This is a genomic window from Oceanobacillus phoenicis (genome assembly GCF_047238145.1).
Lineage (GTDB): Bacteria > Bacillota > Bacilli > Bacillales > Amphibacillaceae > Oceanobacillus.
On record NZ_JBDFME010000001.1, the window covers coordinates 1,868,706 to 1,884,558 of the forward strand.

The following is a 15,853-nucleotide window of genomic DNA, read 5'->3' on the forward strand; positions in this document are numbered from 1 at the left end:
AAAGCCTTTTTTTGTTACAAAATCTAAAAGAATAATAGTCCAATAGATATAGGAATAAAGCTGAATATTAAAATCATTACACAAAAGCCCATAATGTCTCTAACTTTTAAGCCTGCAATAGCAAGTGCCGGTAGTGCCCAGAATGGCTGTATCATATTTGTCCATGCATCTCCCCACGCAATCCCCATTGCTGTTTTTGCTGTATCAGCGCCAATTTCAAGCGCTGCTTCGATCATAATCGGACCTTGTATTGCCCACTGTCCTCCGCCAGATGGAATGAAGAAATTAACGATACCCGCACTTATAAAAGATAGAAAAGGGAGCGTATATTCAGTAGAAATATTCACAAACCACATAGACAATGCCTCTGATATACCAGAATCAACCATCATTCCCATAATTCCAGCATAGAATGGAAATTGAATAATAATCCCCCCAGCATTCTTAACACCTTGACTGACATTATCAAGAAACTGTCTCGGTGTTCTATGCAGGATAATACCTAGGAATAAAAAGATGAAATTAACAATATTAATATTTAAATTAAATCCGTTTGATACAAAATAATAGACGATAAAAATTATGCCTAAAATTCCGATTATCATCGAAACAATTGGACTATTTTCTAATTTTTCAGCAGGTGTTGTTGGTTTGAAATTAACGTCTACATTTGATTTTTTCTCTGATAGTTGATCTTTTTCTATAAAATACGTTTTATTATCTGAAACACCGTTTAAAAGATAGCGATTAAATAAAGGCAGTGCCACCAATAAGGTGATGACAATAAATAAATTATAAGGACTAAATAATGTTTCAGTAATAGGAATGATACCAACTTGTCCTTCTAGGAAATGACCTGCTGTTGCGATAGTTAATGGTATGGACCCGGATAACCCACCATGCCAAATCAGAAAACCACTATAAGCACTAGCGATTAACAAGCGATAATCAACGGTCGGAACTTGCCTTGCTACGTGAGTCGCAAATAAAGCTCCTACTACTAATCCAAATCCATAATTGATAAAACAAGCAATTAATGCAATAAAAGTAACTAAAATAATTGCTTGAGCTGGTGTTTTTGCTATTTTACTAAGTCTAGATAAGTACTTTTTGACAACATTGGTACTTGCTAGAATGTATCCAGTAATAACGACAAGTGACATTTGCATCGCAAATTCCAGCAGTCCCCAAAAGCCGTTCCCCCAGAATTGAACCATTTCAATTGGTCCGTTACCATTGAATAATAAACCAATTATAAATACAGCAATTGTTAATATGATTGCAAATAAAAAGGCATCGGGCAGATACCGTTGAACCATTCTATCGAAAAAAGAAGTTAGCGTTTTCAATATATTTCTCTCCTTTAAAACTATTACATTACAATTTTTACATACATATAAGATACTATAATTCTATTAAAGACGAATAGCAAATAAATAGAAAAAGGAAAACCATTAATAAGAGGGAGTATTAACGTGAAGGTATTAGATAATAAGTGGATAATTCTATGTAACCAACCCCATCATATGAGATGGTGTTGGAAATCTATTTAGTTAGCTTCTTGAAACGTTGAATAATAATCTGATTGGAGTTTTTCGGTATATTCCCAAAAGGTATATCCTTTTGTCCAATCATAGTTCTTTATAATATCAATCGTTTTAATTTGTAACTCTTGTAATAAATCTTCGCGTTCCTGAAAATTTGTTTGTAGAAGTGATTGTTTCATTTTTGGTTCGAATAAATGAAGGATGGTTTCTAGAGACTCTAGGTCATTTTCGAGTTGAACACGTTTTGTTAGCTCAATGAGTCTAGTCATGTCATATCCCTCCTTAAATCTTTAATAAGATCGGATAGGTTTTTTGAATGATCTTCGAGTTGCTTTATTCGAACTTCATAACGAATCAATAAGAATAAAGTTACCATTACAGGGAATCCAACATTTTCTAACAAGGATATAAGATAGGTCATGATTGAAACTTCGCTCATCATTCTCCCTCCCTTTGCAAAAACGAGTAAATGTTTTGCAATGCCTTTTTCCTTGTTTTGCTAATTGTTTGTTGTGAGACGCCATCAATTTGAGCGATTTCTGTGTCTGTACACTCATGAATATACGCTGCTTCAAGAATGAATTTCTGTCTTGCTGTTAATTCGTTTATTGCCTTATGAATAATAGGATTTTCAACTCTATTTTCTAAACGTGTTTCCGTTTGAAAAGCTTCTTGTTCCAACGATTTTTTAGATGGAATTAATTCCATCCAAGTGGTTGCCTGGGAGTCGTGATATCGTGGTCGGTCGAGAATGAGCATCTGTCTCTTTGTATTACGACGATATCGTTGATCATAGCGGATAGCAAACCTGCGAATTTCATTCGATAAAAGACTAATTAGTGATATTTCAGAGAAGTGTTCTTTAAACTTTTTATCTAACAATCTTGTGGCATCAGAGCTCGGACAATGTAAAGATTCTTCTAATAACGCCCAATGTTCCTGTGACTGCATAAATGACTGAAGCAAAGCATTACGGAAAATTAGCTCATTATCTTTGACAAATTTCTGTGCACAATGAAAGTGACGAATTTCTTCAGGTGATACTCCTTGATTACTCATCCTTATTCTCTCCTCCCTTCTATAATGTGATAAAGGCAAAACAAATGATCTGTTCACAACCAATAAATGGTTAATTTTGTATATTATATTGAATATTTACAATTTTTTCTAATTGCATTTTACCTAGAAGAATAATAGGTATTTAGGTCTTATTTTTTGAGGGAAATCAACTAATAGTAAATAAATTAGGCAATAATGACCGTAAATCGTTAATACTATGGAGAAAACTTGTAATATATTATAGAAATAATTGGAAGTATAATAGAGTATTTTCATTGTTTCGGCCATAAGAACTAGGTTATTAGTCTTGTTTTTTTATAACAAATAAATTTCAACAATAATACATGTTTAACAAAAAAGTAACGAGTATATCTTACATACTACAGAAAAATCTAGAAATAATTTATCGGATTGCAAAAAAATTGCATCTCTATTTCTACAAAAGTTATAAAAATTACCGATAAAAAGATTAGTAACTTTTGTTAACAGGAGGATATCAATGGATAAGACATCAATTATTGGATTAATATTAGGCCTCATTGCCGTTGGCGTCGGAATGGTATTAAAAGGGGTAGGATTGGAAGCTCTCATTAACCCAGCAGCAATTTTAATTATTTTATTAGGAACTGTTGCGGCAGTTACGATTGCATTTCCTGGAAGTACTTTGAAGAAGATACCGGCACTCTTTAAGATTATATTTACAGAACCTAAACAAGCAAACACAAAAGAGATAATAGAAATGTTTAGCGATTGGGCGGATCAAACAAGAAAAGAAGGGATATTGTCTTTAGAACAACAAATTAGCGAAGTTGAAGATCCATTTTTATCATCAGGTTTACAACTTGCCATTGATGGACAATCTCCAGATTTTATTAAAGATATTATGCTTGAAAAGATAGAGGCGATGGAACAACGTCATGAAGAAGGAGCAGCTATATTTACTCAAGCTGGTACATATGCTCCAACACTAGGAGTTCTTGGTGCAGTTATCGGATTGATAGCTGCGTTGGGAGACATGTCTGATATTGATGCACTAGGTTCTGCGATATCAGCTGCATTTATTGCGACTTTATTAGGGATATTTACTGGTTATGTTCTGTGGCATCCTTTTGCGAATAAATTACGTGAGAAATCAAAAAGAGAAGTTTTACAAAAAGAGATTATTGTTGAAGGAATTCTATCAATTACCACTGGAGATTCCCGATTGATCGTACAAGAAAAGCTTGGTTCTTTACTTACATCCAAAGATGTAGCTTCGTTAAAAGAGGGGAATTCGGATGAGTAGGAGACGGAAGAAGAAAAGCCAATCACATGTGGATGAATCTTGGTTGCTTCCTTATGCAGATCTGCTTACTTTACTAGTTGCTTTATTTATCGTTTTGTTTGCAATGAGTGATATTAATATACAAAAATACGAGCAACTCGCTAGTGTATTTCGAAGTGAATTTTCTAACGCGGGTTCCGGAGTTCTTGAACATCAAGAAGTGCCTGTCCCACCTCCAGTTGAAGAAGGGGCAGAAGAAGATGAAAATGAGGATACGGAAGAACAGGAAGAAGAAGTAGATCCAAGTGAAAGTGAATTAAGAGATTTACAAGCATTACAAACACAAATTAATCACTATATTAAAGATCATGAACTGACAGAAGAATTAGGTACGGAATTAACGGATGAAGGTCTAATGATAACATTGGTTAATGAAGTATTTTTTGACTCAGGAAGTGCAGAAGTAAAAGATAATAGTAAAGAAATAGCAAATGATGTTTCAGCTTTATTATATACAGAGCCGCCACATCAAGTAGTAATTAGTGGACATGCAGATGATGTACCGATTGAAACAGAAGAATTTAATTCGAATTGGGAATTAAGTGTCTCACGAGCGATTAATTTTATGACGTTAATATTAGAAAACGAAGAGTTAGACCCTACTTTATTTAGTGCAAAAGGGTACGGTGAATTTCATCCAATTGTGCCGAATACGAGTGCTGAAAACAGAGCAAAAAACAGACGTGTGGAAGTATTAATTTTACCTAATTACGACATTAAAGTACCAGAAAAATAGTTATATTTTGAAGAGGTTTGGACATAACACAAAGTTTAACTAAAGAAGATGAACAATGTACTAACGTAACACTTTCTCTCCAGTACTGTTACCTTCATGCTTTCTTTAAAAATGTTTGTCCGACCTCTTTTTCTCTATTATATACATTTCTTTTATCTACTAATTTCACTTTATATATCCAAAGAACAGCCGATATAAATAGTAGGGAAATAGTTCTAATAAATTCAATACATAATTATATAAAAAGAAAAGAATGAAAAAAAGGAAAGGATATATGACCTATGGAGACAGAGCAATACTTAGATATGTTTTTAGATGAAAGCAGAGAACACCTTCAAATAATTAACGATAATATCTTACAATTAGAAAAAGAACCAGAAGAAATTAGTATAGTAAATGAAATATTTCGATCTGCCCATACGTTAAAAGGAATGTCAGCTACAATGGGTTTCGAGGATATCGCTTCTTTAACACATAAAATGGAGAATGTATTAGATTTAATCCGTAATCATCAGTTGACTGTTAATTCTGAGATAATAGATAGCATTATTATAGGAATAGAGTATTTGGAAGAAATGGTTCAGTCTATTAGTGAGGGTAATGATGGTAAAAAAGATGTTACTAGCCTGTTAACACGTTTAGAACAAATTGAGAAAGGTGAGGTCGCTGCTGCAACTGAAACTATAATTAAGCAAGATCAACAAGAACTAGTAAGGACATTAGATGTAGATAAGTTGGATTTAGATGAATTTCAATTAACTATTTTAAAACAAGCGAAAGAACAAGGATTCGAACCATTTCAAATAACAGTGGAATTAAGTGAAGAATGTATTCTTAAGGGTGCAAGAGCTTATATGGTATTTGAGGCTTTAGATAATCATGGTGAAATCATTCAAACTTCACCAACAGTCGAGGAGATTGAAGATGGAAACTTTGGACAATCATTTCAATTAATATTTCTGACTGGCGATCCTATAGATACGATTAAAGAGATTATTGAAAAAGTATCCGAAGTAAAACAAACAAATATACAACTTCTTTCAAAAACGTTGAGTTCAAATGACAGTAAGAAGGCAAATACAGAACAAGATAATCAAATAGAAGAAAGTCAAACTGCTGTTTCAAGGAAAGAAGTACAATTAAAAGAAAATAACAGATCTGAAAAAAGAACTTCATCATCTCGTACTATTCGTGTCAATTTAGAAAAAATCGATGATTTACTAAATTTATTTGAAGAGGTGGTAATAGATCGTAGCCGTTTAGAAGTAATATCAGAAACGATAGAAGATATAGATTTAAAGGAAACTGTCGAGCATATGAGTAGAGTTTCTTCAGATATGCAGTCTCTAATTTTAGCTATGCGGATGGTTCCGATTGATCAAGTATTTAATCGTTTTCCACGTATGATTCGTGGACTATCCAAAGATTTAAATAAACAAATATCACTAGAAATAATCGGTGCAGATACGGAATTGGATCGCACTGTTATTGATGAAATCGGCGATCCTTTAGTGCATCTAATTCGTAATTCAGTAGATCACGGGATTGAAATACCAGATGAACGAAAAAAACGTGGTAAATCGGAAGAAGGTAAACTTATTCTTCGTGCTTTCCATAGTGGGAATCATGTTTTTATAGAAATAGAGGATGATGGAGCAGGTATAAATAGAGATAAAGTACAGTCTAAAGCAATTGAAAATGGACTAATTACCGAACAAGAAGCAGAATTATTAACCGATGACCAAATAGCCGCATTTATAATGTCATCTGGATTTAGTACTGCTGATAAAGTTTCGGATATATCAGGACGCGGAGTAGGCCTAGATGTCGTAAAAAGCAAAATTGAATCTTTAGGAGGTCAAGTCTCCATTGAAACGAGCGCTGGGGAAGGTAGTATATTTTCCATTCAATTACCTTTAACATTATCAATTATTGCTACTTTACTTGTTTCTGTTCAAAAAGAAACATATGCAATACCACTTTCTTCAATCATAGAAACAGTTGTCTTACCAAAGAATAAGGTAATGCTTGCACACGGAAAAGAAGTAATGGATTTCAGAGGGAAGGTCATTCCGATTGTTTCGCTAGCTTCTATATTCAATGTTCCACCAATGGAAGAGAAACAAGATCAACAAGATTATTCAATTGTAGTTGTAAAAAAAGGAGAAAAATTGACGGGACTTATCGTTGACGCGTTCATCGGACAAAAAGAAGTTGTTTTAAAATCATTAGGAAATTACATGGGTGAAGTTTTTGCCATCTCAGGAGCAACAATTTTAGGCGATGGTGAAGTAGCGTTGATTATTGATCCCAATGCATTAGTCAAGTAAGGAGGAACAAGATGGCAGAGTCTAAGAAATATATACTGTTCAAACTACATGAGCAAATATTTGCAGTAAATGTTCAACAAATTATATCAATTGAAAGAATGCAGACAATAACTGAAGTTCCACGTACATCTGAGTTTATAAAAGGTGTGACTAAACTTCGAGGAGAAACTACTCCTGTTATTGATCTAAGAGAACGATTGCTACTAAATAAGCTAGAAGAAACAGATAATACAAGAATACTAGTCGTACATGTAAATGAAATGCAAATTGGAATGGTAGTGGATGCAGCTACAGAAGTAATTGACATCGAGGAAGAAATGATAGAGGAGCCACCAAAATTAGTTGGAAAAGTTCGTAATACCTTTTTAAAAGGAGTAGCAAAAGTTGATGAACGTTTATTATTAATTCTTCAATTGGAACAAATTATTAACTTTGAAGAAACAAATGAACTTAAAGAAGTATTGGAAGAAGAAAATTAATTGAATTTATATCAAGTTAGCTTCTAGATAGATTTAAAATCTGTCAGAGGCTTTTTTATTTCCCAGGAAATATGTAAATTAATCATTTATTTTGTCCATATGTGTAGAAGAGATAAGCTTTTAGAATTCGTTCATATGATAGAAACTGTCTCTCATGTAATGGTGTAATGGACAATAGATTCTGTAATTTTAAATCAATGAGGTTTAGAGAAGGAGGATAAGTAAGGATAAACTGCCCGAATATTCCAATTTTGTTCCATTAATTTCAGTTTAGAAGGGAGAAAAATTCTACTGAATGAGTCTCACTTTATGTGTTATAGTAATTATTGGAAGTAACCGAATTTTTATACAAAGAAGGTCATACATATGAAGGAAGACAATAAATATGGAGTAAAGGACGCATATTTTTGGAGAATATCATTTGCTTTAGCACTAGGCTCCTTTTTTATTTTTGCTAGTCTCTATGCCGTACAACCTTTATCGAATGTGTTTGTACGGGAATTTCAAATATCCGTGTCTCAATCAACATTAACCATTTCTATGAATATTGTCGGTTTGATTATTGGATTAATTATTTTTGGTTTTATTTCCGATCGAATTGGTAGAACCGTATTTATTAAATTATCCTTAATAGGTGCTGCTATTCCGTTTTTATTAATACCTATGGTTGATAATTTTATATTAATTATAATGCTTCGTTTTATACAGGGGTTTCTGCTTGCTGGTTTACCAGCTGCAGCACTTGCTTATATTAGTGAAGAAATAGATCGGCGAAGTGCGAGTATTGCAACTGCTCTTTATATATCTAGTAATGCACTAGGAGGAATGGTTGGGAGAGTATTAACAGGTTCACTAGCTGCTGAGTTCTCATGGGAAATAGGATTTTATGTACTAGCAGGGTTAGGTGTCTTCATTTTTATTCTTATGACTCTATTATTACCAAAGTCCAAATTTTTCCAGCCTAGTAAAGTCAGTATAGGTAAAGATATACAGGGTATGGCCTATCATTTAAAGGACCCATCAATGATTGTCGTTTTTGGACTAGGTGTTGTACTGCAGTATGCTTTTACTTCCATTTGGACATTTTTACCTTTCCATCTTGAATCAGCTGCTTTTTCAATGTCACTACAAGGGATTTCTAACACATTCTACGCTTATGGATTAGGAATAATCGGCGCACCAATTGCAGGATGGTTAGCTAGTAGACTTGGATTATCCAATGTTCAAATAGGCGGGATTATAGTATTATGTCTGGGAACTGCACTAACATTTAGCACTTCAGTATCAGTTATTGTAATAGGGCTGTGTGTTATATGTTTAGGTTTCTTTACTACCCATTCATTAACTGCAGCTTCTGTTACAGAAAGAGCCGCGCATCATAAAGGAAGTGCATCTAGTTTATACTTAGTGTCTTATTATATTGGAGTTACATTAGGAAGTTCTGCAGGGCCTTTATGGAATATGTATGGATGGAACGGTATTGTAACGACAGCATTAATGTTACCTCTTGTATATATTATTGTGAAACAATACGTGCAATTTCGTGTTGATAAAAAACGATCAAATAAAGAAACTGCGTATAAAAGGTGATCGAGAATATTCCTCGATCACCTTTTTAATGACTTATTCTATATAGGCAGGGATTTCATTTATATCTATACCTAGAGCCATTGGTACAAGAAAATATACAGTTAATGTTACGAGTATAATTCCAAGAATATTAAGTGCGAAACCAGCCTTTGCCATATCTGGAATTCGTAAATATCCAGATCCAAATACTACTGCATTTGGTGGTGTTGCAACTGGTAACATAAATGCACAAGATGCTGCTAAACCTGCAGCGATCATTAGAATAAACGGGTGAACATCAACTGCAACTGCTAATGCTGCCATAATTGGAAACATCATTGTAGCTGTAGCTGTATTAGAAGTGATCTCTGTTAAGAAGATTACAAGCGCTGCAATAGATAAAATAATAATAATTGGAGCGACATTTTCTAAGCCAGCAAGTTGTTGACCAATCCAATCTGATAGTCCCGAAGCCGTGAAGCCGGCAGCAATAGCTAAACCTCCACCAAATAGTAAGAGGATTCCCCAGGGAAGTTTTATAGCACTTTCCCAATTCATAAGAAAATCACCTTTTTTATTCTTAGCAGGTATTAAGAATAGAACTAATGCAGCTGTGATTGCGATAATTGCATCATTGATATTCTCGCTCACATAAGGACCTAATAAAAATTCACGAGAAATCCATGCTATGGCAGCTAAGATAAATACGACAAATACTGCTTTTTCTTCATATGAAGCATTTCCAAGCTTTTTCTTTTCTTCATTGATTATTTTAGCTCCACCAGGTATTTGGGTAACTTCCATTTTGAATGCTATTTTCGATAGGTAGAACCATGTTAGGAATATAAATACCCATGCAAACGGCACACCGAATATCATCCAAGAAGCAAAAGAAACCTCTATACCATACATCGTATTAATTGTACCTGCAAAAATAACATTTGGTGGAGTACCAATTAATGTAGCCATCCCACCGATTGAAGCTGAGTAGGCAATTCCAAGCATCAATGATTTGCCGAAAGCAAAATTCTCTGGAGTAATATCCATGCCTTTTTGTTCTTTAAGTGTATCAGAAACTTGGTAAATAATTGCTAATCCGATAGGTACCATCATCATTGCAGTAGCTGTATTTGAAATAAACATGGACAAAAAGCCCGTTGCTACCATAAATCCTAGTATAATTCGATCGGTATTAGTTCCAATAACGGATATAATACTAACCGCGATTCTTCTATGTAAGTTCCAACGTTCCATTGCAAGAGCAATGACAAATCCTCCCATGAATAAGAAAATCGTATCGCTTCCATATGCAGATGTTGTAGCACCTATATCTAATCCATTTGTGAGTGGAAAAAGGATTACAGGTAATAATGCGGTTGCTGGAATCGGGATCGCTTCTGTCATCCACCAAATCGCTATCCATATGGTACTTGCGAGTACTGCTTGGCCTTCACTGCTCAATCCTTCTGGAGAAAAGAATAAGAGTGTTAATATAAATGCAGTCGGTCCTAGAAATAATCCGATTAATTGTACCTTGTTATATTGACGCTTGTTTCCACTATCATCCCCGTTATTACTATTATTAGTTTTGGAAGATGAAGTATTACTATTTGTTTTATTCTTTTCGATAACTTCGCTTGGTTTGACAAATAAACGGAATAGGTCTTTCACTTGATCATGCTTCTCCCACATCCAAGACCACGTTGCCTGGAACATATAAACTCCCCCATTTTTTCAGATTAATTCAAATTATACATGCATATAAAAAAACGTACAACAAAAATTGATTACGTTTACATCCTAGTTCCGTTCAAATTACCGTCATAATTATACTTTAAATTGTCGAAATTAATTCATAATTTTGGTAGAATAATAGAAAATAGGGAGAGGAACGATGTCATGAGAAAAGTATTATTAACTGGATTTGAACCATTTTTAGATAATCCAATTAATCCTACCGAAGAGATTGTTCAAGTTTTACATAACGAAAGTTTGAATGGGTGGAAAATTATAGGCGAAGTCATCCCTGTAGATTTTCATTTAGCAGGAAAACATTTAGTGGAACTTATACATAAAGTACAGCCAAGTGCGATAATATCTTTAGGATTAGCTGCTGGACGTAATCGAATAACTCCAGAAAGAATTGCGATTAATTGTAATGACGGTCCTAAAGATAATCAAGGGTATAAACCCAATGGAGAAAAAATCATAGATGACGGGCCAGATGGTTATTTTAGTACGTTACCGATTAAAATGATGGTAAAAGAATTAGAAAATAATGGAATACCAGCAAAAATATCAAATACGGCAGGAGCTTATTTATGTAATCATGTTATGTACCGTGCATTATATGAAATTCAGCAAAATAAGTTAAATATCCCTTCAGGATTTATTCATATACCTGCATCTCATAAGCTAGCACTAACAAGTAATGTCCCGAGTTTTGCCCAAACTGATCTTCAGCGTGCAATAGAAATATGTATTGGATGTTTAGATGATGAAAACTCATCCAATTATTAAAGTTCCTCCGACGAGATTGGAAGTTATAATGCATATCTTTAACTTATCTTGGACTTATTGCCATATTTATCTACATATATATTCAATATCCCAAACTTCCTGATGAGATTCCAGGTCACTATAATATGAGTGGAGAAATTACACGAATGGGATCTAAGACAGAAGTATGGATTCTACCTATAATATTAACTGTCATCATCATACCAATTTCTTTTCTGTGTAAGGTTCCATATATGTATAGTTATCCATTAAAAGTTACAGAAGAAAATGTTGAAGAGGTGTATAAAGAAGGAAGATTAATGATTGCCTCCATGAATTTGCTCATCGTTATTTTCTTTTTTGTATTGGTTATAAATATAATTTATGATGCTATAAATCCAGATAATCAAATGTCTAATTTGTGGATTAACATACTTTTAATTTTTATATTCATCCATCTTATTTATTTTATTTTCCGAATGAGAAGACATAAATTAGATTAGTAAGTAAACTATCAGAGCTATAGGAGAGAATTAAATGAAAGCAAATCCTATTATAGAAGTACCTGCAACAAGATTAGAAAAAAGAATACATATCATAACTTATACGTTACTAGGGCTACTATATCTTTTTGTTACTTTACAATATAATTCTCTACCAGAGCAGATTCCTGCGCATTATAATTTTAACGGGGAGATTACAAGAACAATGTCAAAAGGTGGAATATGGATATTCCCAATAATTACTACTATCTTTGCTGTTGTTGTTTCTTTTCTGTGCAAAGTACCATACATGAGCAATTATCCATTAAAAGTAACAGAGGTAAATGCAAAACCTGTATATAAAGAAGGAAGATTAATGTTAGCTACATTAGGTTTATTTTTAGTTTTATTAATGGGTTCGATTGTATGGCAAGTTATAAATGATGCGCAACGTGAACAATCCGTATCTGAGACACCTTGGTTAACAGGAGCAGTAATGAGCGGCTTACTTATACACATTATTTATTTCTTCATAAGAATTCGTAAGCATAAACTAGATTAATGTATTGTATTGGAATTCTATTTATCAATTACCGTATACTTAGAATATAGACTAAGTTGAAGTATAAAGGAGTTTGTATAAATGTCAGATAAACAAGTGAAACTAATTGCATTAGATATGGACGGGACATTATTAACCCCGGAACATGAAGTCTCTGAGCGAAATAGAAAGGCAATTAAGACTGCTTTAGAGCAAGGAATTGATGTAATATTAAGTACTGGAAGAAGTTGGGATACGTGTTTTCCTGTTGCAGAAGAATTAGGATTGACTTCTTATCTCATTACGGCAAACGGGGGACAGATTTGGACGATAGAAAAAGAATTATTACAAGAACATTTACTTAAAACAGAAACAGTTGAAAAAATGTACATCCTTGCGAGAGAAAAGAATATGCATTGTTGGATGATTTCAACGGAAAAAGTTTTTAGAGGGCATGCTCCAGATAACTTGTATGATCATCAATGGTTGAAATTTGGATGCGCATCTGAGGATAAGAATAAATTGGATCAAATGATAAAGGAATTATCCCATTATGAAGAGTTGGAATTAACAAATTCATTACCAACCAACATAGAGATAAATCCAAAAGGTGTTAGTAAAGCACAAGCATTAAAATTCTTATGTGAAAAGATTGGGATTACGATGGATAATGTGATGGCAGTGGGCGATAGTTTAAATGATATTAAAATGATTCAAGAATCAGGTGTTGGAGTGGCGATGGGAAATGCCCAGGTAGCCATAAAGAAAGTTGCTAACTATTCAACTGATACAAATGAAGAAGATGGTGTAGGAAAAGCAATTGAAAAATATGCGTTATAGCGAGATGGATTGGAATAAAAAGATGTAATAAAAAAATAAATAAGTAAGGAAAAGGGATTTGTCTCATTGTTAGAGCTGAATCCTTTTTTTTATTTGTTAATAACAGTTGTCAGTATGTAGCTTATAAAAGAACCTGGATTATTTTAGTTAGTAGGAATATTGTATCTATTTCTTATAACTCATAAACAATATAGACTAATTTATCTACTTCTCTATTATTAGAATGAATTTGGTAAAAAGAAAGAAACGATAAGATTAATGGGTTATAAGAGTAATGATAGTTATATCTAGTTATGTATATTATTACCATTTGCACATAGACTATTATAAATACCTTCTACTACGTGCATTAATATAGTATTTAGAAGTAAGTAATTAAATATTCTTCTCATTAATGCCCTTACCTTTCTGCAAAATAAAGCGTATAATAGAAGATGTAGAAGAAAGGAGATGCTATAATGTCTTTTTCAAGAGGACCGAAAGAACCGGTACAAGAGGTTGAAACGAATGTATGGTCATGTACGAGTGAGGATTGTCAAGGTTGGATGAGAGAATCGTTTAGTTTTGAGGAAGAACCGACATGTCCGCTGTGTAGTTCATCAATGGAAAAAGAAATTCGTGTAATTCCTGAAATGAAAAAGTAGTATCTCTATTACGTACACACATCTTTATAATTTTATTAGCAAAGGATCCTTTTGAAGAAGGGTTCTTTTTTACTGTCCAAGGGTCTTTAGGTCATGTCTTGTGGCATCTACATCCATTGGGAAGAAAGAACCCTCCATTAAATGTTAGTTAGTTTCGCTTTATTGATAATAAATTGAATTATTGGAAAAGTGTGTGGATATCTGATATACTTTTTTTAGAAAAACAACCAAGATAACCACCAAGCAAATGTAATCGCTTACATTAAAAGGAGGAAACTATTTTGAGGTACGCAAATCCAAATACACAAGATGCAATCGTAAATTTTGAGAAAAGGTATGATAATTTTATTGGTGGTAAATATCAACCTCCAATAAACGGAAATTACTTCGAAAATGTTAGTCCTGTAACTGGTGAAGTGTTCTGTGAAATAGCACGTTCAACAAAAGAAGATGTTGATGCTGCAGTAGATGCAGCTCATGCGGCTAAAGATTCTTGGGGAAAAACATCTGTTGCGGAAAGAGCTATAATATTAAATAAGATTGCAGACAGAATAGAAGATAATTTAGAGAAACTTGCAGTTGCAGAAACATGGGATAACGGGAAAGCGGTACGTGAAACACTCGCTGCAGATATTCCTTTAGCAGTTGATCATTTTAGATATTTTGCAGGTGTCATAAGAGCACAAGAAGGAACTCTAAGTCAAATCGATGAGGACACGGTAGCTTACCATTTTCATGAACCATTAGGAGTTGTTGGGCAGATTATACCATGGAATTTTCCTATCTTAATGGCAACGTGGAAATTAGCACCTGCACTCGCTGCAGGAAATTGTGTAGTACTAAAACCAGCAGAACAAACACCAGCTTCTATTCATGTATTGCTGGATTTAATTAAGGATCTGCTCCCAGATGGTGTAGTAAATGTGGTAAATGGATTTGGTGTAGAGGCAGGTAAACCATTAGCATCGAATAGTCGTATTTCAAAAATCGCATTTACTGGTGAAACAACTACTGGAAGGTTAATCATGCAATACGCCTCTGAAAATATTATTCCTGTAACATTAGAATTAGGCGGCAAGTCACCAAACATTTTCTTTGAAGATGTAATGGATAAAGATGACGCATTTGTAGATAAAGCAATCGAAGGCATGGTGATGTTTGCCTTGAATCAAGGAGAAGTTTGCACTTGTCCATCTCGCGCATTGGTACATGAATCCATTTATGAACGATTTATGGAAAAAGCAATAGAGCGAGTAAATCAGATAAAGATAGGACACCCATTAGACACGGATACAATGATGGGAGCACAAGCATCTCAAGAACAAATGGAAAAAATTAAATCGTATCTGGATATTGGAAAACAAGAAGGAGCAGAGATTCTTACCGGAGGAAATGTGAATGAATTAGAAGGAGAACTTGCTGCAGGCTACTATGTGGAACCAACTATATTTAAAGGCAATAATCAGATGCGTATTTTCCAAGAAGAGATATTTGGTCCAGTTCTATCCGTTACTACATTTAAAGATAAGGATGAAGCAATGGAAGTTGCTAACGACACTTTATACGGTTTAGGTGCAGGTATATGGACAAGAGATATTAATAATGCTTACAGATTTGGGAGAGGTATTGAAGCTGGACGTGTTTGGACGAATTGTTATCATCAGTATCCTGCACACGCTGCTTTTGGTGGATATAAAAAATCAGGAATTGGACGAGAAAATCATCTCATGATGCTTGGTCATTACCAGCAAACAAAAAATTTACTGATTAGTTATGGTGAAGGACCAACTGGATTATTCTAGA

At 33.8% G+C, this 15,853-nt stretch carries 16 protein-coding genes; 11 read left to right on the forward strand and 5 right to left on the reverse strand.

Features of this window, described 5'->3' with window-relative positions; genetic code table 11:
• Positions 1 to 23 precede the first annotated feature (23 nt).
• From ABC346_RS09290 to ABC346_RS09305, 4 genes are all read right to left on the reverse strand, one after another.
• The gene (locus tag ABC346_RS09290) at positions 24 to 1,349 is read right to left on the reverse strand and encodes a short-chain fatty acid transporter (RefSeq protein WP_413234588.1); all 1,326 of its coding nucleotides are present in this window, start codon (positions 1,347 to 1,349) and stop codon (positions 24 to 26) included.
• A 200-nt stretch (positions 1,350 to 1,549) separates the two neighbouring features.
• Positions 1,550 to 1,816, reverse strand: coding sequence for a helix-turn-helix domain-containing protein (locus ABC346_RS09295; protein WP_413234589.1), 267 nt, complete (start codon positions 1,814 to 1,816; stop codon positions 1,550 to 1,552).
• Positions 1,813 to 1,986, reverse strand: coding sequence for a YvrJ family protein (locus ABC346_RS09300; RefSeq protein ID WP_413234590.1), 174 nt, complete (start codon positions 1,984 to 1,986; stop codon positions 1,813 to 1,815). The genes ABC346_RS09295 and ABC346_RS09300 overlap by 4 nt, the downstream gene beginning before the upstream one ends.
• Positions 1,986 to 2,606: a sigma-70 family RNA polymerase sigma factor gene (locus ABC346_RS09305; protein ID WP_413234591.1), complete on the reverse strand. Its 621-nt coding sequence runs from the start codon at positions 2,604 to 2,606 to the stop codon at positions 1,986 to 1,988. The genes ABC346_RS09300 and ABC346_RS09305 overlap by 1 nt, the downstream gene beginning before the upstream one ends.
• Before the next feature lie 499 nt (positions 2,607 to 3,105).
• Between ABC346_RS09305 and motA the strand changes: the two genes are divergently transcribed.
• From motA to ABC346_RS09330, 5 genes are all read left to right on the forward strand, one after another.
• Positions 3,106 to 3,891, forward strand: a complete 786-nt coding sequence (motA, locus tag ABC346_RS09310) for a flagellar motor stator protein MotA (protein ID WP_413234592.1) — start codon at positions 3,106 to 3,108, stop codon at positions 3,889 to 3,891.
• Positions 3,884 to 4,666 (forward strand): flagellar motor protein MotB, encoded by a 783-nt coding sequence (gene motB / locus ABC346_RS09315; protein WP_413234593.1) that lies wholly within the window; start codon positions 3,884 to 3,886, stop codon positions 4,664 to 4,666. The genes motA and motB overlap by 8 nt, the downstream gene beginning before the upstream one ends.
• A gap of 281 nt (positions 4,667 to 4,947) precedes the next feature.
• Positions 4,948 to 6,996, forward strand: coding sequence for a chemotaxis protein CheA (locus ABC346_RS09320; protein ID WP_413234594.1), 2,049 nt, complete (start codon positions 4,948 to 4,950; stop codon positions 6,994 to 6,996).
• 11 nt (positions 6,997 to 7,007) lie between these two features.
• A complete protein-coding gene (locus ABC346_RS09325; protein WP_413234595.1) occupies positions 7,008 to 7,475 on the forward strand; it encodes a chemotaxis protein CheW in 468 nt (155 codons plus the stop codon).
• A gap of 366 nt (positions 7,476 to 7,841) precedes the next feature.
• Positions 7,842 to 9,065, forward strand: coding sequence for an MFS transporter (locus tag ABC346_RS09330; RefSeq protein WP_413234596.1), 1,224 nt, complete (start codon positions 7,842 to 7,844; stop codon positions 9,063 to 9,065).
• Between the two features lie 33 nt (positions 9,066 to 9,098).
• Here the strand turns inward: ABC346_RS09330 and ABC346_RS09335 are convergent, their stop codons facing one another.
• The gene (locus ABC346_RS09335; RefSeq protein ID WP_413234597.1) at positions 9,099 to 10,760 is read right to left on the reverse strand and encodes an SLC13 family permease; all 1,662 of its coding nucleotides are present in this window, start codon (positions 10,758 to 10,760) and stop codon (positions 9,099 to 9,101) included.
• A 183-nt stretch (positions 10,761 to 10,943) separates the two neighbouring features.
• On the opposite strand from ABC346_RS09335, the gene ABC346_RS09340 reads away from it, so the two are divergent.
• The 6 genes from ABC346_RS09340 (at position 10,944) to exaC (ending at position 15,852) form a co-directional block, all read left to right on the forward strand.
• Positions 10,944 to 11,564 (forward strand): pyroglutamyl-peptidase I, encoded by a 621-nt coding sequence (locus ABC346_RS09340; protein WP_413234598.1) that lies wholly within the window; start codon positions 10,944 to 10,946, stop codon positions 11,562 to 11,564.
• A gap of 146 nt (positions 11,565 to 11,710) precedes the next feature.
• Positions 11,711 to 12,046 carry a hypothetical protein gene (locus tag ABC346_RS09345; RefSeq protein WP_413234599.1) on the forward strand — a complete coding sequence of 112 codons (336 nt, stop codon included), beginning with the start codon at positions 11,711 to 11,713 and terminating at the stop codon, positions 12,044 to 12,046.
• A 34-nt stretch (positions 12,047 to 12,080) separates the two neighbouring features.
• A complete protein-coding gene (locus ABC346_RS09350) occupies positions 12,081 to 12,587 on the forward strand; it encodes an SdpI family protein (protein ID WP_413234600.1) in 507 nt (168 codons plus the stop codon).
• A gap of 81 nt (positions 12,588 to 12,668) precedes the next feature.
• Positions 12,669 to 13,406, forward strand: coding sequence for a Cof-type HAD-IIB family hydrolase (locus ABC346_RS09355; RefSeq protein WP_413234601.1), 738 nt, complete (start codon positions 12,669 to 12,671; stop codon positions 13,404 to 13,406).
• Between the two features lie 458 nt (positions 13,407 to 13,864).
• Positions 13,865 to 14,050, forward strand: coding sequence for a cold-shock protein (locus ABC346_RS09360; RefSeq protein WP_413234602.1), 186 nt, complete (start codon positions 13,865 to 13,867; stop codon positions 14,048 to 14,050).
• 281 nt (positions 14,051 to 14,331) lie between these two features.
• On the forward strand, positions 14,332 to 15,852 hold the full coding sequence (exaC, locus tag ABC346_RS09365; RefSeq protein WP_413234603.1) for an acetaldehyde dehydrogenase ExaC: 1,521 nt from the start codon (positions 14,332 to 14,334) through the stop codon (positions 15,850 to 15,852).
• Position 15,853: the final 1 nt, after the last annotated feature.